We start from the raw sequence: 24,596 nt of genomic DNA, 5'->3' as shown, positions 1-24,596 counted from the left end.
TTTCTCAAGTGGTTGTGTCACCAAGGAGGGTGATGGCCGAGTTCGCGGAGACGCTGAGGCAACTCTCGACGGCACAGAAACCGGCGAAGGGAGTGTCGGTCTACAGTCGGTTCGTCAATCGCCCGGCCGGCCGCCTCATGGCCGCGCTGGCCTTCAGGATCGGTGCGACTCCCAATCAGCTGACGCTCCTCGGTGCCTTGTTCACTTTTCCGGCCCTGGCGGCGGTGGCCCTGCTGCGGCCCGCGCCGGTGGTGTCGGTCTGTGTCGGCGTGGCCCTTGCCCTGGGCTTCGTCCTGGACGCGGCAGACGGTCAGCTCGCGCGGATCCAGTGCTCTGCGAGCCTGTCGGGTGAATGGCTGGACCATGTGCTGGACTGCGTCAGGATCGTCACGCTGCACTCGGTCGTCCTGGTGGCGTTCTACCGTTTCTTCGTGCTGCCCAGTCCGCTCTTGCTGCTGGCCCCTCTGGTGTTCCAGTCCGCGGCGGTGGTGATCTTTTTCGGCGGCATTCTCACGCAGAAGCTCAAGGGGGGAAGAGCGGTGGCGGGAACGGACAGAGGCTCTGCCTCGGTGCTGGGGCCCGTGCTGCTCCTGCCGGTCGACTACGGCACGACCTGTATCAGCTTTCTCTTTCTCGGCAGTCCGGCCATGTTCCTAGTTCTGTACTGCGGGCTGCTGCTGGCTCATGTCCTGTTCCTCTTCGCCTTCTTGGTGAAGTGGTACCGGGAACTGCATCAGTTCCAGCGCCCCGCGCAGCAGTGTGCTTGAGGTGTGGACCGTATAGGGGAAGTAGACGACGTCGACACCCACGTCCGCGAAGCGGCGTTCGAGGTTCTTCCATGTGGGTGTGCCCTTCCAGTCGTCTCCCTTGAAGACGACGTGAAAACCGACCTGCCGCCAGGTCCGCAGTTTGTCCTCGTGGGTCTCCACCACGACATCGTCGACGTGGCGCATGCTGCGGACGATCTCCAGGCGCTCGGCCAGCGGGATCACCGGCCGTCTGCCCTTGAGGCGCCCGGCCAGTTCGTCGGACACCACCCCGGCCACCAGGCGGTCACAGCGTCGGCGCGCCTGACGCAGGATGTTGAGGTGCCCGATGTGGAACAGGTCCCAGACGCCGGGCGCGTAGCCGATGAGTGTCGCTTCCACGGGTCAGCCTCCGGTCGTCGGGCCGGCGGGTGCGGGCACCGTCACGGACAGGGAGGGCGATCGGTGGGAGGTGCGGGTGCCGGTGACGGTCACGTCGATGGCGTACCGGTGGCGCGTACCGGCGGGCACGGAGTCGGTGTAGCTCATCTGCGGAAGGTTCCAGGACGTGGAGGAGGCGGTCTGCCGGGAGACGAGCTTGCCGTCCCGGTAGAGCCGGTAGGTCAGGGCGGCGGTGTTGCGGTCCCATGACGCGCGCCAGCCGATGGTGACCTTCCCCGGGTTCGCGGCCAGCAGCGCCGGGGTGGGCGTCTGCGGCAGGCTGGTGGGGGTTCCGGTGCCGAAGCGGGTGAGTCCCTGCTGCGGCCGGTCGTTGACCTGGGTGAACTCGCCACCCACCCAGAGGACGCCCCGGGCCATGGTCAGGGCGCGCGGGCCGACTCCCTCCCCGAGCCCGCCGTCGGTGTCGGGGAACCAGTGCAGGATGTGCCGGTCCGTGGCCGACTGGGCCAGGAGAGTGTGGCGCACGCCCAGTTCGGGAAAGCCGCCGGGGGTCTGCGAGCAGTCGTGCGCGTGGGAGGCGCTGTAGAGGACGCCGTTGTAGGGCAGGACGGCCTGGGTGGCGCCGAGACAGGTGTCCTTCCACGTCATCGTGCCGTCCTTGAGCCGGGCCGAGATACGTCCGTCGAAGACGCCGCCCCCGGTTCCTTCGGCGCCGATGTAGAAGTGGGAGCCGTCCTGTGCGATCGACTTGACCACCGAAGCGGCCGGCAGCCAGTCGGGATAGGTGTGGCGCGTCGCCCCGGAGGTGATGTCCAGCGCGGCCAGGGCGTGGACCGGCCGGCTGTTGACCGACGCGAAGTCACCGCCGACCAGGATCTCGCGTTGTGCGGGCACGGCCGACAGGGCACGGACCGGCAGGTCGACGTCGGCCTTGAAGGGCAGCAGCGAACCGCCGTGGGTGAAGGCGGCGACGCGCTTCCTGCTCCGGCCGTCCACCGTGTCGAAGTCACCGCCCAGGTACACCCCGCGGTCGGTCGTGTCGATGGCCCGCACGGTTGCGTTCACCGCGGGCCGGAAGTCCTTGCGCAGGGTGCAGTCGGCCGTGTTGACGGCCACGGCGTTCGCCACCCCCGTGGACCCGACGCGGCCGAAGGAGCCGCCCACGTACAGCACCCGCCCGTCGGGGGAGGGCTTCATGGCCCGTACCGTGCCGGTCGTGTACGGGCCGGCACCGGAGGTGAAGGACAGGGCGCAGGGCAGCAGCTTGCCGGTCGCGGCGTCGAACGCGGCGAAGTTGTGCCGCTGGACCTGCCGGGTGCCCGCCGCGGCACCGGGCGGCCGGACCGTGTCGAAGGAGCCCGCGGCGTAGACGACACCGCGGGCGTAGGCCAGGGACCAGACGATGCCGTCCGTCTGCCAGGTGGCCAGTGGATCCGCGCTGAACGTTGCCGGTGCATGGCCCGCGGCTGCGGCGGCGGGAGCGCTGAGCAGAGCGCCTGCGCAGATGAGGGCAGCGGCAGCCGGGCCCGTGGCGGCCTTCTTACGGAGCTGACGCAAGGGGCACCTCGAAGGAGAAGGGGGCGGGCAGGACGAGGGCGCCGTTGCGGACGGTGCCGGCTCACGCGGTGCGACGGCGCAGCACCTGGGCCAGCTCGCTCACACCCAGAGGCGTGCGATATCGCCACAAAAAAGTACCAAATGCCGACATTCCGAAAGTCAGACTGAGTGCGAGTCCTGACGGAGTGTCACCCGACAGGACGCGCACGGCTGCCAGCACCACCGAGACGGCCAGGCCGATACCGAGGGCGCTCGTGTACCCGGCGGCCACGGTGGTGAAGCCGAGCCGCAGCCGGACCAGCAGAGCGGCCGAGAGGTTCTCCACGACGATGGCCGCGCCCCAGGAGACGGCCGCGCCGAGGATGCCCCACCGGGGCACGGCGAGCACGCCCACGGTGAGCTGCACCGCGAACGCCGCGGCCGTACAGGCCAGATGCCACGAGCTCTTGCCGGCCATGAGCAGCACGGTCTGCGCGTTGCCGACCGCGACATTGACCATGGCGGCGGCACACAGGATGACCAGGGCGGGTGCCCCTTTGGTGAACTCCGGCCCGAAGACGGCGAGGACGGTGCGGGGAAAGCCGGCGATGAGGACGAACGGGGGCCAGGAGAAGAGGACGATCCAGCAGGTCGAGGTGCGGTGCAGCTGGTGGGCTTCGGCGACCTCGCCGAGGGCGAGCAGCCGGCTGAGCTGGGGCGCGACGGGCAGGCGGACGGCGAGCTGGAGGAGGGTGCCCGCGGTGACGACGCGGCCGATGGCGGTGTAGATGCCCGCTTCGGCGTCGGTGGCCAGCGCCGACAGCAGGATGACCCCCACCCAGACCGCGCTGATGTCGAAGACGGAGGAGATCGCGCGGGGTGCGGAGAAGGCCCAGAACGCCCGCCAGGAGACGGGTTCTTCACCGCGTGGGGCCGTCGTGGTGCGATGGTGGGTCCGGCAGCGGCGCAGGCCCAGCCACGCGGCTGCGAGACCGGCCAGCGCCGGCAGCAGCCAGGCCGCGGCCAGGGGCATCACACGGGGGGCCCAGTAGGCCACCGGCACCGCGATCAGCACCCGGAGCACGGGCTTGCCGATCTGCTCCACTGCGACGAACGGCACCACGGTGCCGTATCCCTGGGTGGCGCCGAGCAGGAGCAGGCTGACGGTGGCGGCGGGCAGGAGCAGGGCGAAGGACCGGATCAGGGCGACCGCGTCGGCGCGGGGCAGGTGCGGCAGGAGCGTCGTGGCCACCGCGGGGCACAGCAGCAGCACCGCGCCGGTCGCGGTGGCGGCTGCCGCCGCCGGGAGCACCGCCATGCGCAGCAGGGAGCCCACCGAGCGGCCGCCGTTGAGAGCGAGATCCCCGGGGATGAAGCGGACGAGCCCGGTGTCGGCGCCGAGCTTGCAGACGTTGCTGGCGATGGTGAACACGGCGACGCCCGTGAAGATCGCTCCGGCCCCCTGGGCTCCGGCCGCCCGGGTGACCAGGCCGACCAGGAGGAAGGCGAACACGGCGTTCGTGGCGGAACCCACCGCGCCCCACACACCGCCGCGTGCGGCGGCGGCGACCGTACTGCGGGCGGTGGCCCCGGTGGTGGGAGCGACCGCCCCGGGCGCCGTCATCCCCTGGAGGCCGTGAGTGTGTCGTGCTGCCCCGCAGGCTGTGTGCCCGGCAGCGCGCTCTCGGTCCGGGAACCGGGCTTCACCCGGCGGAGCACGGCGGATCCGCCCCGCGCGCGTCCGGCGTCGACCACGGCGCCCAGCAGCCGTACGCCGGAGCAACTGATCAGCTCGCCCGTCTGCCTGAGGTCGTCCCGCAGGGTGTCACGTCCGGTGACCACCACGACACCGTCGACGTGCTGGGCCGCCGCCAGCGCGTGCGGGTGTTCCAGCAGGGGCCTGCCGGCGATGACCGTGGTGGGTGGGCAGGTGCCGGACGCCGCCTGGTCCGTCGCCCGGGACGCGTCGGTGTGCGGCGACCGGCCGGCTTCGCCACCGGGGCACAGGGCGAACCGCCCCGCGGAGCCCGCGTCGACGAGGACGCCGCCCTCGGGCAGGGAGGTCCCCGGCGCGGTGCGCTCTTCCGCCGGCACCAGCGGCAGGCGGGCCGCGAGACCGGGCGCGCCGTGGCCGGCGTCCACGAGCACGACCTCCCGTCCGCACTCCGCGAAGGCCGCGGCCAGGTTCGCGGCGACCTCCCCGGCGCTGTCGTCGGCCCGTGGCGCCACGACGAGGAGACGACCGCCGCCCGAGAGCCCGGTGCGGAAGGCCACAGACCGGTAGGCCTGCACCCGGGCGCCGTCCGTACGGCCGACGGTCAGCAGCGCGTCGTCCGCGCCGGGACCGGGAGGCAGGCTGCCCAGCACGGGCGCGCCCAGGGCGGCCTGGACCTCGCGGGCCGACCGCACCCGGCTGTCGAGGGCCGAGCACAGCCAGGCCAGCAGGACGCCCAGGACGGCACCGCCGGCCAGACCGAGGACGGCGAGCGTGCTCGCCCCGGGACCCGCGGGCCGGGCGGGCGCCGCGCCCCCGCGGACGATGTCGCCACCGCTGGTGTCACGGGAGTTGATCTCGGAAACGCGTTTGCGCAGGCTGCCGATCTCGCTCTGTACGGCGGAGGCGTCCGCGCTGTTGTCCGAGTACTTCGCCGTCTGCCGGCTCAGCGCGGCGATCTGTGTTCTCATGCCGTCGACGGCCCGCTGCACCGCCGCGTCGTTGCGGCTGCTGCGGTCGGCGAGATAGGCCTCGGCGAAGGCGTCGGCGCCGCGCGCCGCGCGCTGGGGGTCGTTCGCGGTGAACTCGAAGCGGAGCACCTGGGACTTGGCCGGGTTGGTGACCCGGAGATGGTCCTGCAGGGAGGTGACCCGGCTGTCGGGCTGTCCCAGGGTTCGCGCCGCACGGACGGCGACGGCCGCGCCGGCGGCGATCTGCTGCTCCGTGGTCATGCTGATCTGGTTGTCGACGGGGACGTTGACGGTGTCGAAGGGGTCGGCGCCGGCGCGGACCAGAACCTCACTGGTGGAGCTGTAGGTGCCGGCGTCGTACAGCGCCATGGCCAGCCCGCCGAGCAGCCCCAGGGCGACCCCCAGGGCCATCGCCACCCGGTGGCGAAGGAGCAGTCGCAGTTGGTCACGGAGCTGGTCCGGTTCGCCGAAACGGTCGTCGAAGGGGACGGGACCGGTCACAGGTGGCCTCCTGGGTGAGGAAGTGAGGCGTGCGGGACGGGGGCGGACAGGGCCGCCGGTGAGGTGAGTTCGGACGCCTGGCGCCTCGACGTGCTGATGAGCAGCGGGACGGTCATCATCAGCAGCATCGGGCCCGTGATGCCGAGCAGGCTTCCGCGCAGAAACATCAACTGGTAGAAGGCGAAGGCGGGGACCAGCAGAGCCGCCAGGGTGCCGGGCCGGTCCCGCAGGCGTTCCCGGGCGTCGTCCATACGGCGCCCCGCCGCGCCCAGCAGGCAGAACACGAGGGCCACGGCGGCCGGGCCGGCCCACAGATAGCTCTCGATCCACAGGGGCGCCGACAGGTTGAGGAAGTCGTAACCCGCGTACCGCGCCAGCGCGATACCGGTGTCGTCGGGTTTGTCCGGCCACACCGAGCGCGGCACCATGAAGAGGAGCGGGCCGAGTGCGGACCGGGGGGAAACCCCTTTTTCCCGCGCGTAGTCGAGGCCGGTCTGCACCTGCTGGAAGGCGTCGTAGTCGCCCTTGGCGGTGAACTGCTCGGCCATCGACACGACGGCGACCGTCTGCCGGTCGTCGTAGCGGAAGTAGTCGCTGTAGGGGAAGACGACGAGCACCGTGGCGAGTACGGCGCCGGCGACCGCGCGCGAGGCCCGGGGCCGGCACAGCCGGTCCGCGTTGAACAGCAGCGTCAGCAGGACCGTGCCGGCCCAGAACCTCGGTTTGCTGATGGGGTTGTTGACGACGATGTTCACGGCGACGAGCAGGGGCAGCAGCAGCCATCGCAGGCCGCGCAGCAGGCGGTCGCCGTCCGGCAGGCGCGGGAGGCGCAGCAGGCCCAGCAGGCCCCAGAAGGCGGGCACGGACAGCGACCAGCTTCGCATGGGCTGCAGGAAGGAGTCCGACGCGTCGTTCAGGGCGCCGGTCTCGTGAACGGCCTGGCGGCTGGTGAAGTAGGCCATGACTCCGCCCGGTTGGCCGGGAATCAGCAGCACCGCGAGCGCCAGCGCGAGTCCGCACAGCACCAGGACGCGCCAGGGCGCGAGGCGGCGGGCGAGCAGCCGTTCCGGCGTGCCGGGCCGGGCGGCACGGCGGGCCGCGCCTCGGGCGGCGAGGGCCGTTCCGGCGCTGTAGGCGAGCAGCCCCAGCTCGACGACCGCCACGGCCGTGAAGGAGGTTTCCTCGCCGGCCCGGTAGGGCCAGGGGTAGGTGTCCGAGGTGAGCTGTGCCAGGGGGGCCAGGCCGAACCAGATGTAGGAGAACGTCCAGAAGCCGAAGGCGACGAGCCGGACCCTGGCCGCGGTCAGCACGCGGGTGAGGGCGCCCCCGGTGTGCGCCACGACCACGCCCTGCAGCAGCAGGGCCGTCGGCACGGGCCCGTGGTGCGGCCGGAGCACCAGCACCGGCAGCATGACGATCAGCACCACGGCCCAGACGCAGACCCCGGGCACACCGCGGGCGCGCGCGTCCCGCACCGGGACACCGGGGATTCCTGCGGGCGGCGGGGGCGGCGAGTACGGCGGGTACGGCGAGTGCTTCGGCGGAAACCTCACCGGCAGATGTATAGCGGCCTCTATACCGCATATCGCATCAGGCGCGCCAATGCGGAGCAAATCAGACAAACCTTAATACTCTGGGCATCTCGCATTCCCCTTCACCCGAGGAGCTGTCCATGAACAAGCAGGTCGACGCCGTCGTTGCCGGGGGCGGGGGATTCATCGGCGGGCACCTGGTGGGCGCCCTGCTGGCCCAGGGTCTGACGGTCCGCTCCATCGACGTCAAGCCCTGGCGTGAGTGGTACCAGGTCCACGAGGACGCCGAGAACCTGATCGCGGACCTCTCGCTCCTGGACGGCGCGCGCGACGGGGTCCGAGGCGCTCGGCGCGTGTACATGCTGGCCGCGGACATGGGGGGCATGGGCTTCATCGAGAACAACAAGGCCGCGTGCATGATGTCGGTGCTCACCAGCACCCACATGGTGCGGGCCGCGCGCGAGGCCGGCGTGGAGCGGTACTTCTACTCCTCCTCCGCCTGCGTCTACGCCGCCGGCAAGCAGACCGACCCGAAGGTCACCGCCCTCAAGGAGGAGGACGCCTATCCGGCACAGCCGGAGGACGGCTACGGCTGGGAGAAACTCTTCTCCGAGCGCATGTGCCGGCACTACGCGGAGGACTACGGGTTCGCCACCCGCGTCGCCCGCTACCACAACGTCTACGGCCCGCACGGCACGTGGACCGGCGGCCGGGAGAAGGCCCCGGCCGCGGTGTGCCGCAAGGTGGCCGAGGCCGTGCTCTCCGGGAACCACCGGATCGAGATCTGGGGCGACGGCCTGCAGACGCGTTCCTTCATGTACATCGACGACTGCCTCACGGGCACACAGATGATCACGGAGGGGGACAGCGGAGTACCGGTCAACCTCGGCTCCTCCGAGCTCGTGACGATCAATCAGCTGGTCGGCCTGGTCGAACAGATCGCGGGCATCCGCTGCGAACGCAGCTACCGGTACGACGCTCCGCAGGGCGTACGCGGCCGCAACTCCGACAACACCCTGATCCGCGAGATCTACGGCTGGGAGCCGTCGACCCCGCTGGTGGACGGCCTGGAGAAGACCTACGCCTGGGTCTACGACCAGGTGAAGCGTTCCCAGGGCTGAGGCCCCGGTGCGAGGACACCACGAGCCGATGCGGATCTTCGTTCACGACTACAGCGGTCACCCCTTCCAGGCCCAGCTCAGCAGGGAGCTGGCCCGCCGCGGTCACGCGGTGGTCCACTCGACCTGTACGGCCTACCGCAGCGGCAAGGGTGATCTTGAGTCGGACGTCCCCGGCCTGCGCTTCGTCACCATCGGGGACCGCACGGTGCTGAAGAAGCAGGCCTATGTGCGCCGGCTCTTCCAGGAGAGCCGGCTGGGCATCGAGCTCACCCGGCAGGTGCGGCGGGCGAAGCCCGACGTGGCGCTGCTGTCCAACATGCCGATTCCCACGCTCGTCGTGACCGCGGCAGTGCTGAAGCGGCTCGGCATCCCCTGGGTGCTGTGGCACCAGGACGTCACCGCCGTCGCGCTCAAGAGCTTCGCCGCGGCGGAGGTCGCCGACGCGATGGGCATCGCCGCGAAGGTCTTCGGTGCCGGCGAGAAGTGGGCGGCACGTCAGGCCTCGGCCATCGTGGTGATCGCCGACTCCTTCGTCGAGGTGCACCGGCAGTGGGGCACTGCCGACAAGGTGACCGTCATCCCCAACTGGGCACCGCTGGACGAGATCGTTCCCGTGGCCCGGGCCAATGCCTGGTCGGACGAGCAGAACCTGAGCGGCGTGAAAACCCTCCTGTACGCCGGCACGCTGGGCCTGAAGCACAGCCCCGTGCTGTTGGTGCAGCTGGTGGAGCGGCTGCGGCGGCGGGGCGAGCGCGTGCGTCTCGTGGTCGTCAACGAGGGCCCCGCCGTGCCCGTCCTCGAACGGGCCGCCGCCGTCCACGGGGTCGAGGTCACGCTGCTGCCCTTCCAGCCCTACCGGCGGCTGCCCGAGGTACTGGGCACCGGTGACGTCCTGGTCGTTCTCCTCGAAGGCGACGCCGGGATGTTCTCGGTCCCGTCGAAGACCCTGTCGTACCTGTGCGCCGGGCGCCCGGTGCTCGGTCTGATGCCTGCCGAGAACCTGGCCGCTCAGCTGCTTCACCAGGCGGGCTCGGCGGTCTTCCCGCCGGCGGAGTCGTCACTTGAGGACGCCGCCGGCTGGGTCCAGGAGGTCCTGTCCGACCCGGAGTACGCCGCGTTGCTGGGCAAGCGGAGCCGCGTCCTGGCCGAGCGGGAGTTCGCCCTGGAGGGCTCCGCCTCCCGCTTCGAGGACATCCTCACGGCGGTGACCGGCGCTCCGGCGCCCTGAGCACCCGGCTGAGACCCCCGCCGGGCGCCCGGCGGGGGTCTCACCCTCACCTGTGCCGTGCGCGATCCCGGTAGAGGCGCTCCAGCCGGTCCACCACCGCGCGGATGGAGAAGACCTCCCTGATCGCCCGGCGCCCGGCGTCGGCCAGCCGACTGCGCAGAGCGTCGTCGCCGAGCAGCCGGCTCACCGCCTCGGCCAGGGCCTCCGGGCTCTCGTCGGTGATCAGCGCCGCCTGCCTGCTCGCCAGTTCCTCCGCGATGCCGCAGCTGTCCGTGCACACCACCGGGGTTCCTTCGGCCAGTGCTTCCAGAACCGTCATGCCGAACGGCTCGTTCACGCTGGGCAGGACGTAGACGGTGGCCCGGCGATAGGCCTCCAGCGCCGCGGAGTGTTCCAGCGCGCCGCCGTAGTGGACCACGTCGGTCAGCCCGCGGTCGGCGATGAGCTGGTTCACCTGCCGCAGCGATCCCTCGTCCGTTCCGTGCAGGGTGAAGCGCGCCTCCGGGAACTCCTTGTGGACGAGGGCGGCCATCTCCACGAATGCCTCGGGCCGTTTGCGCGGGTGGAGCCGGGCGAGGAAGAGCACGTGCTGGCCGCCGCGCGGCTGCTCGTCCGGCACCTGGCGGGGCGGGGGCATGCCGTTGCCCAGCATCACCAGAGGCGGAGCCTTGGGGCTCAGTACCGCGGTCAGGGCCCGCCGCTCCTCCTCGGTGAGCACGAGGCAGCAGCGTGCCCGCCGGAGCAAGGGGACGTAGACGCCGTCGAAGACACGCGCGGCGATGCCGGTACGGGGCTCCACCATGCCGTGTGTCTGGACGACGAAGTCGGTGCGCCGCAGCCGGGCGACGAGGAGGGCGGCCAAGGACACGAGGTCCCTGCCCGCGTGCAGGTGAACGGCGTCGGCGCGCCCCATGGCATGCCAGAGGTCCCGCAGCAGCAAGGGGTGCATGAGGCCGAGATATCCCTGGCCCGGGACGACGGTCCAGGCCGGGCGGGAGACGAACGGGATGGCGCCGACGCGCCGGGGAGCCTGCGCCCGGCCCCGCCACAACGCCACCAGCTCCACGTCGTGACCCCGTGCGGCCATCTCCTGGAGCTGGGTGACCGCCACGCTCGGCGGGCCTCCGAAGGCCGCGCCTTCGCTGACGAGCGTGACGACCTGGACCACTCTCATGGCCTGATTCCTCTCAATGGTTCGGACGGAGACGTCCCCCTCGGGGTACCGCCGGGCGTGAGGACCAGGCCCGGGGCGAGGTCCTGGTGCGCCACGGCGCCGGCGCCCACCACGGCGCCCCGGCCGATGGTGACGCCGCGCAGTACGACCGCCCGGGCCGCGACCCAACTGCCCGGCTGCAGACGGATGGGGCCGTTGTCGAACTCGAACGTGGCGGAGTGACGGAGATGGCTGCCCGTGCACAGCAGCGCGCTCTGCGAGACGCAGCAGTCGCTGCCGATCGTGACAGGTTCGAGGTTGAGGATCCAGGCACACTCGCCGATCCACACGTCGTCGCCGACGTCCAGCTTCCACGGCCAGTGCACCCGCACCCCGTGCCGGATCAGCACCCGCTCTCCGATGCGGGCGCCGAAGGCGCGCAGCAGCACCGGACGCCAGCGGGCCGGGAACCACCACTTGACGAAGACGAGGTGGAGGACCGCGAACCAGGCCGCCTGCACGAGCAGGGGCCGCCCCTTGTCGTATCCGGCACCGGTGAAGCCGCGCAGCGACCACGTGGCTCGGACTGTGCGCTGTGGCATGACGCTGTGCCTTTCCCGGAGGGCCACGACGGGCCGGAGCAAGCGGTGTGATCAGTAGGCGCCCTGGCCGTTCAGTACCGCGCGCACGGTGCGGGCCATCACGGTGACGTCTCCCGCCAGGGACCAGTTGTCGATGTAGCGCAGATCGAGCGCGACCGTCTCGTTCCAGGAGAGGTTCGCCCGTCCGCTCACCTGCCACAGTCCCGTCAGACCCGGTTTGACGGTGAGCCGGCGCCTCTCCACCAGGTTGTACTTGTCGACCTCTTCGGGCAGCGGGGGGCGCGGTCCGACCAGGGACATGTGGCCGAGCAGGACGTTGAGCAGCTGGGGCAGCTCGTCGAGCGAGTAGCGGCGCAGGAAGCGTCCGACGGGCGTGACCCGTGGGTCACGGCGCATCTTGAACATGTGCCCGTCGTTCTCGTTCGCCTCTTCCAGCTGGCTCCTGAGCCGGTCGGCACCCACCACCATCGTGCGGAACTTCAGCATGGAGAAGTGCCTGTTGTGCCGGCCCACACGGGTCTGCCGGTAGAGGGCGGGGCCGCGTGAGCCGAGCCGCACCGACAGCCCCACAAGGAGGAACAGGGGGGAAAGGAGGACGATCAGCAGCAGCGCACCCACACGGTCCACGGCGGCCTTGAACAGCGCCGGAACGTCGTGACGCAAGGGCGGCGCGACGATCTGCAGCATCGTCAGTCCGGCGGCGGAGGCGGCCCGGAGACGACGCCGGGCGACGTCGACGACGCCGGGGAGCACGATGAGCGGGCACCCCCGGTCGTGCAGCGCCCAGGACAGCCGGCGCAGTCGCTCGCCGGACATGGGGCGGCTCACCGCCACGAAGGTCACGTCGGCGGCCAGTTCGTCCACGGCGCCCAGTACGGCCGCCGCGTCCGTCTCCGGTGTCCCGGGCGCTTCGCCGGCCAGCCGTACGCATACGGCGACGCCGGAGGAGACCGGGTCCTCGCCCACCGCGCAGGCGCCGACGACGACGTATCCGTGGTCGGTGCGCTGGGCGAGCTGCGCGACCACGGCGTCGACCAGAGGGCCCTCACCGACGACGAGGACGCGGCGCAGTGCGCGCGCGTCCCGCCAGGCGGACCGCAGATGACGGCGGATCACCTCCTGACAGGCCGCGGTGAGGACCAGCGCGGGCAGGAGCGCGGTGAAGGCCTCGATGGGGACGCTGTTCAGTCCGCACAGCACGCGGAGCGTGGCCAGGGCGCCGACCAGCACCAGCCAGTCCCTCAGGACGTCCCGCAGACCGGCCCCGTCGGCCCAGACTCCGGACGCGTAGCGCTTTCCCGCCAGCCCGATCAGCGGCCACAACACGGCGGCGGCGGCAGCCAGGCGCAGCGGGTGCGGCTCCCGGACGTGGATGATCGCCGCCGCGACCGGCAGCGCCGCGCCGGCCAGATCCACGCAGACGGAGAGCGGGCGGTACCAGCGAGCGCGCGTGCCCTCGCGGTGAACAGTTCTGCGGGGCGGGGAGAAGGACGCCTGCCCGGACATCGCGTTGGTGGACCGGCCCATGGCTCTCCTTAGCAGCCTCAGTCGCTCATCGGCCACTACTTATATCAGTCAAACTACATAAAACTATGTCTTTCCGTACACTGATCCGCTTTGTGGTTGCCCGTGATGACACGTAGCGGTAATAGGGCGCAAAAGCGTAATGAACAGATGTAATGCGTATAGTGCGGGCACGGTCGGGAACAGTGCGCTGGCGGTCGCAGCGAAACCCGGGAGGACAGAAGGATGCCGGTATTTGCCGTGCTCGCCCACACCGAGCCCGGGCTGTTCGCCCGCCTGGTCGAGAGGCTGGCGCCCCACCCCGTGGTCGTCCATGTGGACGCCCGGTCGCGCGGTGACGACTTCACGGGGGTGCCTCGCACCACGTGCGTCCGCGAGCGGGTCGCCGTCCGGTGGGGAGGTTTCTCGGTCGTCCGCGCGATGCTGGCCCTGTACCGTACGGCGCTGGAGTTCGCGCAACCGTCCGATCACATCGTCCTGCTGTCCGGGCAGTGCTATCCCGCCCGGCCGGTGGCCGCATTCGCCGACTACCTCGCTACGGCCCCGTTCCGGCAGCACTGCCGGACGGCACCGCTGCTCGACGGCGCGGCTGCCGAGGGCCGGGTCCTCAAGCGGTGGTGTTTCGACGCTCTTCCCATCGGACCGGGCCCGTCCTACCTTGCCCGCGCCATGCTGCGGAGGGGGATCTCGGAGTTGACCCCTCGACGCAGCCCTTCGGTGTTCGGCGACATCGAGCCGGTGTCGGGGAGCCAGTGGACGGCGCTGACCGCCGACTGCGTCGCGGACCTGCTGGGCAAGGCCGAGGACCCGCGCTGGGAGAACCTGTTCCGTACGACGCTCGCACCGGACGAGATGTTCTTTCACACGCTTCTGTGGAACAGCGGCCGGCGGGCCGAGGTGGAGGATCCGGTACTCCGGCCGAGGGCCGGCCGCATCACCTCCGACCTGAGCAACTTCCACTACGTGGACCGCATGCTCAGGGGCACCAGGACACTCGCCGACCTTCCGGCGATCGAAGCCTCCGGGATGTACTTCGTCCGGAAGGTCGCCTCGGCGCAGTCGGCGGAACTGCTCGACGCCCTCGACGGGCGAACGTGACCTGAAGGGGAAGCGGCGGGTGCCGGACGCGAGGCGTCCGGCACCCGGTCGACTACTTCTGGGACGTGCCCCGGCGGCCCCGCCGGTACAGGGCGGTTCCGGCGGCCAGCAGAGCCCCGCTGGCGGCCAGGGCCGCGAGGGTCCCGTCCGTTCCGGTGTGAGCCATCTCGGGGGGCTCGTGCGCCGGCGGCGGGGTCTCGTGGTGTTGTGCCGGCGGGGTGCTGGGCGGCTGCGGTGGCTCGGGCGGCGTCGGTGTGGGCTCGTCGTCGCCGTAGTTTCCGTAGGAGGGCTGCTGGTTCGGTCCGTCGTCGCCGTAGCTTCCCTGGGAGGGCTGCTGGTTCGGGTCGTCGTCCCCGTAGCTTCCCTGGGAAGGCCCGTTGCCCGGGTCGTCGTCGCCGTGGCCTCCGCGGGCGGGCGGGTTGCCCGGGTCGTCGTCGCGGTGGTCTCCGCGGGCGGGCGGGTTGCCCGGTTCGTCGTCGCGGTGGCCTCCGGAGGAGAACCGGTGACTCGACTCCGTCCTGTGGGTGGAGGAGACGCGGCTGGGGGAATCGTCGGTGGGCTGGGCCGGGGCCGAGAACTCCCCCGTCATCCTGCGCGCCATCTGCGTCGCGCCTTCCGCGCGCTCGATGGCCCGCAAGGCGCTCGCCCCACCCGGGAAGTCCCACGCACCCGTGTTTCCGGCCGAAGCGAACGAGTCGGCCCCTGGCACCGACGGACCGGAGTCCGCGAATGCCCATGAGCCGCACAGAGTCAGGGTGCTTGTCGCGGCGGCCGCCACGATCAATCCCTTGCTCAGGGTCTGTCGCACTCTCTTGTCTTTTCTCTCGGAAGGATTTCCGCGCGGTCGTCGCAGGGGCGTATGTCAATCGGATATGCCGCCCGTTCACACGTGCCACGACGTGCAGACTGTGAACGAAATACGGAGGGAGAGGAAACTCGGATGCGTGAAACGCCGGGGAATTCACCCGATCGCCGGTCACGGCAACGGCGCCTCCAGCCGCAGCGCGGCCGCCGCCGGCGACGGCACCCGCGGCGCAGCGCCCCGCAGCCGGCGCCGTACGCCGCGCACCAGCGTGCCCGCCGTGAACGTCGCGCCGTGCACGAAGCGCATCGACGGGCCGAAGCCCGCGGCCGTGATCAGACCGGCCAGGAACAGCCCGGGGTACGACGACTCGAACTCCGGCCCCACCTCCGGCGCCCCGTCCGCACCCGTCGCCAGCAGCGCCCGCAGCTCGGGGGTGACCAGCCGCAGCCGGTCCCGGGTGGCCCGGAACCCGGTCGCCGCGATGACATGCCCGGTGTGCAGGGACTGTGCCCGGGCGCCGGCACCCGCGAGCTCCAGGCGCAGCCCGTCCGGCACTTCACGGGCCGTCACGATCTCCCGGCCGAGCAGCACCTCCACCCGGCGTTCCACCCGCTCGCGGACCCACCACGCACCCGCCGGACCGAGCGCGTCGGCCGCGATCCGGGTCCGGGTCCGCTCCGGCAGCCGCCGGTACAGGCCGGGCCGCTCGGCGTAGAACCAGTTGCGCCAGCCGGGGCCGAGGCCGCTGTGCGGTGCGCGGGCCGAACGCCACCAGGGGCGCTCCCAGGGCGGCGGCACGTCGTTCCAGCGCAGCCGGTCCGCGCGGGCCAGGACCCGTACCCGGGTGCCCTGTTCGGCGAGGAGCGCGGCGGTCTCCAGGGCGGCCTGGCCGCCGCCGACGACGGTGACGTCCCGGCCACGGAAGCGGTCGAGGCCGGCGTGGTGGCTGCTGTGCGAGACCAGCGCCCGGGGCAGACGGCGCAGGGGCTCCGGGATCTCGGTGAACGGCAGCACGCCCACGGCCAGCGCGACGGTCCGCGCGGTGAGCGTCTCGCCGTCCTCGGTGACGGCCTCGAAGCCGCCCGCACACGGCGCCAGCCGGGTCACGGTCCGCTCGTCGACCGGGGGTACGGCGTTCCGCGCGAACCACAGCCCGTACTCGGCGAAGACGTCCAGCGGGAGCGGCTCGGCGTGCCGGGCGGCCAGGCCCCGCAAGGTACAGAAGACGTCGAGCCGCCAACGCCCTTCCGGATCGGAGAGGTTGGAGGCCCAGGGCTCGGACTTGAGGAACATGCCGCGGGGCATGTGGTCGCGCCAGGACGCCATGGGCCGGCCGAGCACACCAACGCTCAGCCCGGCCGCCGCGGCGTGCGACGCGATGGACAGCCCGTACGGGCCGGCGCCCACCACCAGCAGGTCGTACATCAGCAACTGCTCGCTTTCTCGTCCTCACGGGAGTCGTCCGTGAGACCGGTGATCCGGGTGATGCCGGTGAGGTCGGTGATGCCAGGGGCACCCGCCTGGTACACGAGGCGCGGTGCGGTGGTCGATGCGGTCGCCGGTGCGCCTGCCTGCGGGGAGGGGGTGCGGGGGCGCAGGCGGCAGGTGACCGGGCCGGCGAGGCGGCCGGCGGCGCGCCGGCTCCACAGCGTCCACATCGCCCGGCCCGGCGCCGGGTCGTCCGCCGCGTGCCAGGCCAGCTCCCGGCCCGCCGGCGCGGGCCGCAGCGCGGTCAGCGGGGCGTAGTTCTCCACCACGAACCGCCGCCCGGCGAGCGGCACGCCCGCCGGCAGCGGACGGTGCGTCAGATCCAGGTGCAGGGCGCGTACGACATCCAGGCCGGCGCTGTCGGTGAACAGCCGGAACTGGGCGCCGGGGCGCGGGTTGAAGTCCAGCAGGTGGTACCGGCCGGTGCTGCCGCAGCGACGGAAGTCCAGGTCGAAGATGCCCCGGTAGCCCAGTTCGCGGGTGAGCCGCTCGGCCAGCGCCGTGATCTGCGGGTTGGGCGTCCACTGGCCGACCGCGGTCAGACCCGCGCCGCGCGGCCAGGCCAGGTGCTTGCGGCCGGGGCCGCCCGCGCGGACGGCGCCGGTGCGGTCGGCGTACCCGTGGCAGAACCAGTCGCGGTCCGGGCCCGGCGGCAGGAACGTCTGGAGCAGCAGCGTGCTGCCCGCCTCGGCGCTGCGCAGGAACAGCTCCCGGGCCTCGCGCGCCGAGCGCACCAGCACGGTCGAGCGCAGCCCGCTGCCGGCCGGCACCAGCCAGGGCCGGCTCCACTTGGCCACCAGCGGCAGCCCCAGCCGCCACGCGGCCGCCGCCGCGTCCTCGGCGCTGTCCGGGACCAGGGTCACCGGGTGCGGGACGTCGGCGGCGGCGCACAGTTCGGCCAGCTCCGCCTTGTCGGCGACGCGTTCGGGCAGCGCGCCGGGCTGCTGCGGCAGCAGATAGGCGGGCGCCAGCTCCTCGCGCAGCCGGCCGGCCGCGATGGCGCTCGCGTCGTCCAGCGGGATCAGCACCGCCGGGCGCGCCACGTGGGCCGCGACCCGGAGCAGGGTGGCGGCGATGTCGCCGGGGGAGGCGCCGGGCCGCGGCGGCGGATGCAGCCGGCGTACGAAACGCGAGGCGCGGACGGGGCTTCGGGTGGCATCGGCGACGACATGCACCTCCACGCCGGCCCTGCCGAGCGAGCGCACGGCGCCCAGGGTGCCGTGATGAAAGGGATTCCGGTCGATCCGCAGCAGGACCGCGGGGACCTGGACGTCCAGGAGTGACACGGGTTCTGTTCCTTCTCCTCGATTCGCCCGTGCGGGGGGCCCGGGCAACCTGAAAGCCGTAACCGCACTGGCGGAACTCGTACCGATATGACTGTGTGTCAGTAACAGGGAACGCAGCCGGACGGAAAGCGACCGAGTGCGGAAAGGAGCGGGCATGGGCGCACAGCGGAGCGGTGCCAGGACCCGGCGGTCGACAGTGGTCGCGGTCGCGGCCGTCGTGTCGGCCGCCCTGGCGGTCGGCCCCGGTTTCGCCGTGACTCCGGCCGCACCGCCCCCGGACCCCCCGGCCCCGGTGACACCGACGACACCGACTGCACCGGCCACTGCGACCACACCAGCTACACCAGCTACACCGGCCACTCCTGCGACACCGGCCACGCCGGCTCCCACGCCCACCAAGGCCGCCGTGCCGCCGTTCGGGGCGTTCCTCGACTCGGGGCCGCTCGGGGTCGCGCGGATGGCCTTGCTGAGTCACTGGCTGGGCGGGACCGAGCTGAAGGTCGCCCACACGTATCTCCCCGGCGAGCGCTGGAGCGACATCGAGGGGGCGCCCGGCTTCCTGGACGTGTGGGCGCGCTGGCGGCGCGACAAGGCCGACCGCACGCTCGTCCTCAACGTGCCGATGCAGCAGCACAACGAGGACCACGTCTCCGACGCCGGAGTGGGCTGGCTGCTGCGGCAGGGCGCGGCCGGCGCGTTCGACGAGCACTTCCGGACCCTGGCCGAGCGGCTGGTGAAGCTGAGGGTGCCGGACACGGTGATCGTGCTCGGCTGGGAGATGAACGGCGCCACCTACACCCACCGCTGCGGACCGGACCCGGAGAGCTGGAAGGCGTACTGGAACAGGATCGTCACCACCATGCGGGCCGTGCCGGGGCAGAAGTTCCGGTTCGACTTCACGCCGAGCCGAGGCCGGGACGCGGTGCCCTGGACCGAGTGCTACCCGGGGGACCGAACGGTCGACATCATCGGAATGGACTCGTACGACCAGCCGACCGGGGAATCCTTCGACGAACAGGTGAAAGAGCCCTACGGCCTGCAACAGCACGTGGATTTCGCGAAGTCCCACGGCAAACCCATCTCCTACCCGGAATGGGGACTCTTCCGCAACGGCGACAACGCCACATACATGAAACGCATGCTCGACTGGATGGACGAGCACAAGCCGCTCTACAACACGCTGACCGACTACTGCCCGCACGGCGTGTGGCAGTGCTCGGCCAACCCCCTGTCGTCCCGGATCTACCGCAGCGCCCTCTACGACCTTCCCGTCCAGCAGGTCCCCGCGACACCCGCGCCCGCGACGACTCCCGCCGCCACCCCGACTCCGGCTGCCACCGTGCCCCTGGGCGCGAAGCCGGTCGCCGCCGCCGAGCCCCCGGACGGCTGCTCGCCGGTGGATCTCGGCGAGTGGGTCGAGCACTGGCTCGGCGGCAAGCTCTGCGTCCGCTTCGACTGGTGGTCGGGGGACCGTTAGCACCGACGGCGTTCCCTCCACCAGTGCAGCACCTCTTTGCCCCGCTGCCGGGCCGCCGCCTCGGCCAGCGCGGCCGTCAGCAGCGGGGCGGTGGTGCGGCGGGCCAGCAGGAGGCGGCGGTTGGCGACCGGTTCGGGCCGCCAGTGGTGCTTGTACGGCTCGTCGCCGCGCAGCAGGCTCAGCGCGCCCCGCCCGGCCGCCTGCCCCGTGCAGGCGTCCAGCAGCATCACCGCGAGGTCCGCCTTGCGTGCGCGCAGGCCCGGATGGGCGCCGTAGAGATAGCCGCCGGCGAGGCTGCGCGAGAGCAGGGTCAGGTCGACGGCCAGGACCTCGCCGTCGATCCGGAACTCGGTGACCGCCGCGCTGCCCGAGCGGACCATCGGGCCGACCGCACGCTCCAGGTGGGCGCGGAAGCGCGGCTGGAGGTGCTCGGACGTCACCTTGCGTCCCTGCCACTGGAGCCGGTGCAGCTCCAGCAGGCGGCCGAGGGCCGCGGCCACCTCGTGCGGGCCGACCACCCGCCGCTCCACGCCCAGCGCGTCCAGCTTGCGCAGCTTGGCCCGCACCCGCTGCTGGGCCTTGTTCGACGGCAGCCGGGCCACCAGGCTGTCCATGGGTACGGCGGGCAGCTCCAGGCACAGGGAGTCGGGCACCGTGCGGCGCGGTCCGGGCCAGCGGTCGTGGATCCGCTCCAGGGCCGCGCCCGGGCGCACCTCGCGGAAGTCGACCAGCGCCGTACGGGCCGCGCCCGCGAGGGCCCTGGTGAGCGCGAGCGCCGCGGGTCCGTCGTCGGCGTCGTCCAGCAGGACGTCCGTGTAGTCGGAGATCGCCCCGCCGAGCGGCACCAGCGCGGGCAGCGGCCGGCGGACCAGCATCAGCGGCGCGGCGGCCAGCAGTTCGCCGCCGGAGCGCACCAGCAGCAGCCGCAGGCGCCCGCGGCGGCCGTACGACAGCCACCACGAGTGCAGCCAGGCGTGGCTCTGGAACGGGGTCGCGGTGGCGCACCGCCCGTACAGCCGCTCCCAGGCCGGCGCCAGCGCGGCGAACCCGGCCTCGTCGGTGACGAGTTCGGTGACGAGGCCGGGCACGAGACCGGGTACGAGGCCGGTGGCGGGCCCGGGGGCGGGTTCGCCTGCGCCGACGGTGGTGTGCGCGGTGGTGCGCCCCGGCTCCGTGGCCGTCACCGGGCGCCGTGCGCGTCGGCGGCGACGGCCGGGCCGGGCACCGCGGCCGGGCGGGCGGCCTCCTCCTCGGACTCCTCGGGCCGGCGCCGGGGCCGCACCAGCAGCGCGAGGGCGCCGAGCAGCCCGCCCGCGCTCGCCCCGACCAGCCCGGTCACCGTGGCGGAGGCCGAGGACCGCGAGGTCGGCTTGATCGCGCGGGAGAACTGGAGGAGGCCGACATGCGTGTCCTCCTTGGCCTCGTCGGCGTGTTTCGTGAGCGCGCGGGCCACCGCGTTGGCCATGTCGGCGGCGACGGCCGGGTGGGCGGAGGTCGCGGAGATCGACACCATCGGGGCGTCCGGCGAGGTCTCGGCGCGCACGCTGTCGCGCAGGGTCCGCACCGGCACCCGGGCCCACACCTGCGCGTCGGCGAGCACCGCGACCTGGGTGGCGACCCGGCCGTACGCCTGCGCGAAGCCGAGGGCGGAGGCGGTGTCGGACCGGTCGGCGGGGACGGCGATGACGTAGCTGGTCGCCGTGTACGTCGGGGTCTTCAGCTCGCCGTACGCGCCGCCGAGCAGCCCGCCCGCGAGGACCCCGGCCGCCACCAGCGACCAGGACGGGAGCCTGCGGAGGCGGGAGGGACGGGCGGGTTGTTGGGTGTCGGTCATGAGGGGTCTGCTCCCTGCTGGACAGAAACGTGAACGGGGGTGACGGGGGCGTCCGGGCTGCGGAGAGGCGCCTGGAGGGGGATGTGCGGGGCCGCGAGCGCCGCGGCGTAGACGTCCATGAGCCGGGCGGCGCTGCGGGTGATGCAGTAGTGGCGGGCCGCCTCGGGGGCGGTGCGCGGGCCGGGACCGGCCGCGCGGACCTCGGCGAGGGCCCGGGCGTACGCGCCGGCGTCGCACGGGACGCGCAGCGCGCCCGGGGCGGCGTCGAGCGGCAGGTCCTGAAGGGCCGGGCAGGAGGTGTAGCGCACCGGCAGCCCGGCCGCGAGCGCCTCCACGACCGCGAGCCCGAACGCCTCCTCGGCCGACGGCGCGGCGAGCACGTCCATCGCCGAGGCCAGCGCGGGCAGGTCCGGGCCGTCGCCGCACATGCCGGACGGGACGTCGTCCGTGTACGGCCGCTCGCCCGCGAACAGCACCCGCCCGGCGAGCCCCGCCTCCCACGCCGCCCGTCGCAGCGCACCCTCCTGCGGACCGCCGCCGACGAGCAACAGCCTGCAGTCGTCCGGCAGTCGGCCCAGCGCCCGGATCAGGACGTCGAAGCGTTTGCCGGGGGCGAGCCGGCCGACGGCGCCGACGACGAACGCGTCGGCGGGCAGTCCCAGCCGCTCGCGGGTGCGCCGCCGGGCCGCCGGGTCGTAGGCGAACCGGGCCAGGTCGATGCCGTTGGGCACGACCGCGACGCGCGGCGCGGGCACGCCCCAGCGGGTCAGCCGCTCGGCCACCGTGGGGGACACGGCGACCGTGGCCCGGCCGAGCCGCTCGCCCAGCAGATACAGCCCGCGCACCGCCGCGGTGAGCGGCCTGCCCTCCATCTGGGAGTCGCCGAGGGAGTGCTCGGTGGCGACGACCGCGCGGACCCCGGCGGCCCGGGCGGCGATCCGGCCGTACAGGCAGGCCCGGTAGAGGTGGGTGTGCACGAGGTCGTAGCGGCCGCGCCGGATGACCCGGGCCAGCCTCGGCAGCGCGGCCAGATCGCGGTTGCCGGTCATGCCGAGGTGGGTCACCCGCACCCCGTCGGCCGCGAGCCCGGCGGCCACCGGACCGGGGTTGGTCAGCGTCACCACGTCGCAGTCGACCGGCAGATGCCGCAGCAGCAGCCGCAGTTGCTGCTCGGCGCCGCCGACGCCGAGCCCCGTGATGATGTGCAGCGCCCTCATCGCAGCCCCGCCACGGGACGGCGGCGCAGCCGGTGCAGCCGGTACTTCAGGAGCAGGCGTACGGCGCTGTCGTTCTGCCCGACGTGCACGCGCGGCAGGACGTGCGGGCCGCTCAGCCCGCCGGGGTCGATGGCGCAGGCGTAGCCGTACCCGGCCGCGCGGACGGCCGCGACGGCGCGCCGGTCGACCGTGCCGTACGGATAGCAGAAGCCGGTGACCTCGGTGCCGGTCAGGTCCGCCACCAGGGCGCGGCTCTCGGCGGTCTCGTCCCGCAGCTGTGCGTCGTCGGCACGGGTGAGGTCCCGGTGGGTCAGGCCGTGCGAGCCGATCTCCACACCCGCGTCGGCGGCCCGCCGGACGCCGGCGGCGGTCAACAGGCGCTTGCGCGGGCCGAGCGGGTCCCAGGTGTTGACGCCGCCGAGCCGGCCGGGCAGCACGAACAGGGTGGCCGTGCAGTCCCAACGGGCCAGCACGGGAAGGGCGTTGTCGAGGAAGTCGGCGTACCCGTCGTCGAAGGTGAGGGCCACCAGATACCGGCCCTCGCCGCGCGACCGGGCGGCGAGCAGCTCGCTGACGGACACCCCGCGCAGCCCCTGCCGGCGCAGCCAGCGCAGCTGCCGCTCCAGCCGGTCGGGGCTGACCGTGATGCGGTACGGGTCGTCGGAACAGTCGCCGACCGAGTGGTACATGGCGATCCAGGGGACCGGGCCGGGTCTGGTGCGGTGGAGCGGCGGCGCCGTCTCAGTGCAGGAGGGCATGGGCGAGCCTCCGGGTCTGGGTGCGTACGGTACGGAGCGCGGTGGCGCAGGCCCGGTCGCCCAGGGCCCGGCCGAGCAGGACGAACACGACGGCCGCGGTGACGCCGCCGGCGGTGAGCCCGGCGAGCGGCGACCCCGGCAGCCGGGCGACGAAGGCCCCGGCCAGGGCGGCGACCCCGGCCGCCCGCAGCGGCCGGCTGAGCTCGCGCAGTACGCCCGGGGTCCGGACGGGCACGCTGCGGGCGCGCATCCCGGCGAGCAGCAGGACGGCGGTGACGGTGATGCCGGTGGCGTTGGCGGCGGCGATCCCGGTGACGCCCCAGGCGGCGACCGTCAAGGCGGCGATCCAGGACGTCACGACGATCCCGGCGCCCATCGCGGCGAGCGGGTACCAGGTGGCGCGGCCCGCCGAGAAGTAGGAGCGGACCAGGACGCCGGTGAGCGTCTGGCCGAGCAGCCCGAGCGCGTAGACCCGCATCACCTCCGCGGTCGCGGCGGTGTCCTGGGCGGTGAACGCACCGCGCTGGAAGAGGAGTTGGATCAGTTGCGGCGCACAGGCCGTCACCGTGGCGGCGCCGAGCAGCACCAGGGTCGCGGCCATCGCGAGATCCCGCTCCACCCGGGCCCTGGCCCGCTCGGTGTCGCCCTCGGCCAGCGCCCGCGCGACCACCGGGAAGGTGACCGTGCACAGCATCAGCGACAGCGACATCGGGATCTGCGCGACCTTCTGGGCGTAGTTGAGGTGCGAGATCGCCCCGGCGGGCAGGCTGGAGGCGAAGTACCGCTCGATCAGCACCTGCGACTGCCGGCACAGCGCGAACAGCAGGACGGTCGCCATCAGGGGCGCGGCGAGCGCACCGGGCCCGTCCGGCTCCTTCACGGCCGCGTCCGCCACGGCCGTCCTCCGCCTCAACTCCCGTACGAGGAACGGCAGTTGTAGGAGAACCATCAGCAGACCGCCCGCCGCGACCCCGAACGCGGCCGAGCGCACGCCCCAGTGGCCGCCGAGCGCGTACATCGACGTGACGATGCCGAGGTTGTAGGCGATGTAGATCGCGGCCGGGGCGAGGAAGCGGCGGTGGGCGCGCAGGGCCGCGCTGGCGTAACCGGCGAGGCCGAAGCTGAGCACGCAGGTCGCGGTGAGCCGGGTGCAGTCCACGGCGATCCCCGGATCGGGCAGGCCGGGCGCGAGCACCGCCACGAACTGCGGGGCGGCCAGCGCGAGCAGACCGCCGGCCGCCGCGAACGCCAGCGCCAGGCGCGGCAGCGTCCCGGCGACCAGCGAGCGCACCGGATCCCCGGGCACCCCCTGCGCCCGCCGGGCCAGCGCCCTGCTGAACGCCGGGATCAGCGCGAACGCCAGCCCGTCCTCGATGAGCAGCGTGGCCGCGAACTCCGGCACGGTCCAGGCCACCAGGAACGCGTCGGTGTCCTGCCCGGCCCCGAACAACCGCGCCAGCGACTGATCCCGGACCAGCCCGAGCAACGCCGCCGCGACGGAGAGGAACGCGGTGACCAGTGCGGCCCGCGCGAGAAACCGCCGGGTGGGCGGGGCGTGATCGTCACCGGGTTCCCGCGGAGCCTCGTCGGGCGGGGGCGGGGG

The 24,596-nt window shown here is 72.8% G+C and carries 21 protein-coding genes; 5 read left to right on the top strand and 16 right to left on the bottom strand.

Translation table 11 applies throughout. The annotated features are described in order from the left end of the window. Window positions 1-32: 32 nt before the first annotated feature. Complete coding sequence (locus tag BIV25_RS11140) at window positions 33-767, top strand: CDP-alcohol phosphatidyltransferase family protein (protein ID WP_071372075.1); 735 nt, start codon at window positions 33-35, stop codon at window positions 765-767. Here the strand turns inward: BIV25_RS11140 and BIV25_RS46785 are convergent. From BIV25_RS46785 to BIV25_RS11120, 5 genes are all read right to left on the bottom strand, one after another. After that, the gene (locus tag BIV25_RS46785; RefSeq protein ID WP_256255750.1) at window positions 654-1,148 is read right to left on the bottom strand and encodes an adenylyltransferase/cytidyltransferase family protein; all 495 of its coding nucleotides are present in this window, start codon (window positions 1,146-1,148) and stop codon (window positions 654-656) included. The two genes, BIV25_RS11140 and BIV25_RS46785, sit on opposite strands and share 114 nt — an antisense overlap. Window positions 1,149-1,151: 3 nt before the next feature. Continuing rightward, the gene (locus BIV25_RS11135; RefSeq protein ID WP_071372074.1) at window positions 1,152-2,705 is read right to left on the bottom strand and encodes a hypothetical protein; all 1,554 of its coding nucleotides are present in this window, start codon (window positions 2,703-2,705) and stop codon (window positions 1,152-1,154) included. Window positions 2,706-2,766: 61 nt separating this feature from the next. Then, window positions 2,767-4,308 (bottom strand): lipopolysaccharide biosynthesis protein, encoded by a 1,542-nt coding sequence (locus BIV25_RS11130; protein WP_071372073.1) that lies wholly within the window; start codon window positions 4,306-4,308, stop codon window positions 2,767-2,769. Then, window positions 4,305-5,870 carry a hypothetical protein gene (locus BIV25_RS11125; protein ID WP_071372072.1) on the bottom strand — a complete coding sequence of 522 codons (1,566 nt, stop codon included), beginning with the start codon at window positions 5,868-5,870 and terminating at the stop codon, window positions 4,305-4,307. Before BIV25_RS11125 ends, BIV25_RS11130 begins: the two co-directional genes overlap by 4 nt. After that, a complete protein-coding gene (locus BIV25_RS11120) occupies window positions 5,867-7,423 on the bottom strand; it encodes a hypothetical protein (RefSeq protein ID WP_256255749.1) in 1,557 nt (518 codons plus the stop codon). The genes BIV25_RS11125 and BIV25_RS11120 overlap by 4 nt, the downstream gene beginning before the upstream one ends. 119 nt (window positions 7,424-7,542) lie before the next feature. Between BIV25_RS11120 and BIV25_RS11115 the strand changes: the two genes are divergently transcribed. Next, window positions 7,543-8,523 carry an NAD-dependent epimerase/dehydratase family protein gene (locus tag BIV25_RS11115; protein ID WP_071372071.1) on the top strand — a complete coding sequence of 327 codons (981 nt, stop codon included), beginning with the start codon at window positions 7,543-7,545 and terminating at the stop codon, window positions 8,521-8,523. 28 nt (window positions 8,524-8,551) lie between these two features. After that, window positions 8,552-9,751, top strand: coding sequence for a glycosyltransferase family 4 protein (locus BIV25_RS11110; RefSeq protein ID WP_071372070.1), 1,200 nt, complete (start codon window positions 8,552-8,554; stop codon window positions 9,749-9,751). Between the two features lie 46 nt (window positions 9,752-9,797). On the opposite strand, the gene BIV25_RS11105 is transcribed toward BIV25_RS11110, so the two are convergent. Genes BIV25_RS11105 through BIV25_RS11095 form a run of 3 tightly spaced genes read right to left on the bottom strand, consistent with a single transcriptional unit; the run spans window position 9,798 to window position 12,922 of the window. After that, window positions 9,798-10,925: a glycosyltransferase gene (locus BIV25_RS11105; protein ID WP_071372069.1), complete on the bottom strand. Its 1,128-nt coding sequence runs from the start codon at window positions 10,923-10,925 to the stop codon at window positions 9,798-9,800. Continuing rightward, a complete protein-coding gene (locus tag BIV25_RS11100) occupies window positions 10,922-11,506 on the bottom strand; it encodes a putative colanic acid biosynthesis acetyltransferase (RefSeq protein WP_071372068.1) in 585 nt (194 codons plus the stop codon). The genes BIV25_RS11105 and BIV25_RS11100 overlap by 4 nt, the downstream gene beginning before the upstream one ends. A 51-nt stretch (window positions 11,507-11,557) precedes the next feature. After that, the gene (locus BIV25_RS11095) at window positions 11,558-12,922 is read right to left on the bottom strand and encodes a sugar transferase (RefSeq protein ID WP_071372294.1); all 1,365 of its coding nucleotides are present in this window, start codon (window positions 12,920-12,922) and stop codon (window positions 11,558-11,560) included. Between the two features lie 333 nt (window positions 12,923-13,255). On the opposite strand from BIV25_RS11095, the gene BIV25_RS11090 reads away from it, so the two are divergent. Continuing rightward, the gene (locus BIV25_RS11090) at window positions 13,256-14,128 is read left to right on the top strand and encodes a beta-1,6-N-acetylglucosaminyltransferase (RefSeq protein ID WP_079176577.1); all 873 of its coding nucleotides are present in this window, start codon (window positions 13,256-13,258) and stop codon (window positions 14,126-14,128) included. A 52-nt stretch (window positions 14,129-14,180) separates the two neighbouring features. Here the strand turns inward: BIV25_RS11090 and BIV25_RS11085 are convergent, their stop codons facing one another. From BIV25_RS11085 to BIV25_RS11075, 3 genes are all read right to left on the bottom strand, one after another. Further along, entirely contained in the window at window positions 14,181-14,729 is a 549-nt protein-coding gene (locus BIV25_RS11085; RefSeq protein ID WP_071372066.1) for a hypothetical protein, read from the bottom strand. A gap of 375 nt (window positions 14,730-15,104) precedes the next feature. Further along, window positions 15,105-16,358, bottom strand: coding sequence for an FAD-dependent oxidoreductase (locus BIV25_RS11080; protein ID WP_071372065.1), 1,254 nt, complete (start codon window positions 16,356-16,358; stop codon window positions 15,105-15,107). Continuing rightward, the gene (locus tag BIV25_RS11075; RefSeq protein WP_071372064.1) at window positions 16,358-17,707 is read right to left on the bottom strand and encodes an ATP-grasp domain-containing protein; all 1,350 of its coding nucleotides are present in this window, start codon (window positions 17,705-17,707) and stop codon (window positions 16,358-16,360) included. The genes BIV25_RS11080 and BIV25_RS11075 overlap by 1 nt, the downstream gene beginning before the upstream one ends. A 154-nt stretch (window positions 17,708-17,861) precedes the next feature. On the opposite strand from BIV25_RS11075, the gene BIV25_RS11070 reads away from it, so the two are divergent. Continuing rightward, window positions 17,862-19,184: a glycoside hydrolase family 26 protein gene (locus BIV25_RS11070; protein ID WP_071372063.1), complete on the top strand. Its 1,323-nt coding sequence runs from the start codon at window positions 17,862-17,864 to the stop codon at window positions 19,182-19,184. Here BIV25_RS11070 and BIV25_RS11065 read toward each other — a convergent pair. The 5 genes from BIV25_RS11065 to murJ form a co-directional block, all read right to left on the bottom strand. Then, complete coding sequence (locus BIV25_RS11065) at window positions 19,181-20,272, bottom strand: GNAT family N-acetyltransferase (RefSeq protein ID WP_071372293.1); 1,092 nt, start codon at window positions 20,270-20,272, stop codon at window positions 19,181-19,183. The genes BIV25_RS11070 and BIV25_RS11065 overlap by 4 nt on opposite strands. A gap of 92 nt (window positions 20,273-20,364) precedes the next feature. Next, window positions 20,365-21,018, bottom strand: a complete 654-nt coding sequence (locus tag BIV25_RS11060) for a lipopolysaccharide biosynthesis protein (protein WP_071372062.1) — start codon at window positions 21,016-21,018, stop codon at window positions 20,365-20,367. Beyond that, window positions 21,015-22,235 (bottom strand): glycosyltransferase, encoded by a 1,221-nt coding sequence (locus tag BIV25_RS11055; RefSeq protein WP_071372061.1) that lies wholly within the window; start codon window positions 22,233-22,235, stop codon window positions 21,015-21,017. The genes BIV25_RS11060 and BIV25_RS11055 overlap by 4 nt, the downstream gene beginning before the upstream one ends. Beyond that, a complete protein-coding gene (locus tag BIV25_RS11050; RefSeq protein WP_256255748.1) occupies window positions 22,232-22,993 on the bottom strand; it encodes a polysaccharide deacetylase family protein in 762 nt (253 codons plus the stop codon). The genes BIV25_RS11055 and BIV25_RS11050 overlap by 4 nt, the downstream gene beginning before the upstream one ends. Then, the coding region (gene murJ, locus BIV25_RS11045) for a murein biosynthesis integral membrane protein MurJ (RefSeq protein ID WP_071372060.1) at window positions 22,977-24,596 on the bottom strand (1,620 nt) is incomplete at its 5' end. The genes BIV25_RS11050 and murJ, both read right to left, overlap by 17 nt.

The organism is Streptomyces sp. MUSC 14, from assembly GCF_001866675.1.
Lineage (GTDB): Bacteria > Actinomycetota > Actinomycetes > Streptomycetales > Streptomycetaceae > Streptomyces.
Note: the sequence above shows the minus strand (reverse complement) of the source record. Positions and strands in the feature narration are given on the sequence as shown.

Coding starts and splice junctions, on each gene's coding strand:
- BIV25_RS11115 (WP_071372071.1), top strand. CDS start 7,543: ATGAACAAGCAGGTCGACGCCGTCGTTGCCGGGGGCGGGGGATTCATC.
- BIV25_RS11110 (WP_071372070.1), top strand. CDS start 8,552: ATGCGGATCTTCGTTCACGACTACAGCGGTCACCCCTTCCAGGCCCAG.
- BIV25_RS11060 (WP_071372062.1), bottom strand. CDS start 21,018: ATGACCGACACCCAACAACCCGCCCGTCCCTCCCGCCTCCGCAGGCTC.
- BIV25_RS11080 (WP_071372065.1), bottom strand. CDS start 16,358: ATGTACGACCTGCTGGTGGTGGGCGCCGGCCCGTACGGGCTGTCCATC.
- BIV25_RS11085 (WP_071372066.1), bottom strand. CDS start 14,729: ATGGCGCGCAGGATGACGGGGGAGTTCTCGGCCCCGGCCCAGCCCACC.
- BIV25_RS11105 (WP_071372069.1), bottom strand. CDS start 10,925: ATGAGAGTGGTCCAGGTCGTCACGCTCGTCAGCGAAGGCGCGGCCTTC.
- BIV25_RS11140 (WP_071372075.1), top strand. CDS start 33: ATGGCCGAGTTCGCGGAGACGCTGAGGCAACTCTCGACGGCACAGAAA.
- BIV25_RS11070 (WP_071372063.1), top strand. CDS start 17,862: ATGGGCGCACAGCGGAGCGGTGCCAGGACCCGGCGGTCGACAGTGGTC.
- BIV25_RS11055 (WP_071372061.1), bottom strand. CDS start 22,235: ATGAGGGCGCTGCACATCATCACGGGGCTCGGCGTCGGCGGCGCCGAG.
- BIV25_RS11100 (WP_071372068.1), bottom strand. CDS start 11,506: ATGCCACAGCGCACAGTCCGAGCCACGTGGTCGCTGCGCGGCTTCACC.
- BIV25_RS11130 (WP_071372073.1), bottom strand. CDS start 4,308: ATGACGGCGCCCGGGGCGGTCGCTCCCACCACCGGGGCCACCGCCCGC.
- BIV25_RS11090 (WP_079176577.1), top strand. CDS start 13,256: ATGCCGGTATTTGCCGTGCTCGCCCACACCGAGCCCGGGCTGTTCGCC.
- BIV25_RS11050 (WP_256255748.1), bottom strand. CDS start 22,993: ATGCCCTCCTGCACTGAGACGGCGCCGCCGCTCCACCGCACCAGACCC.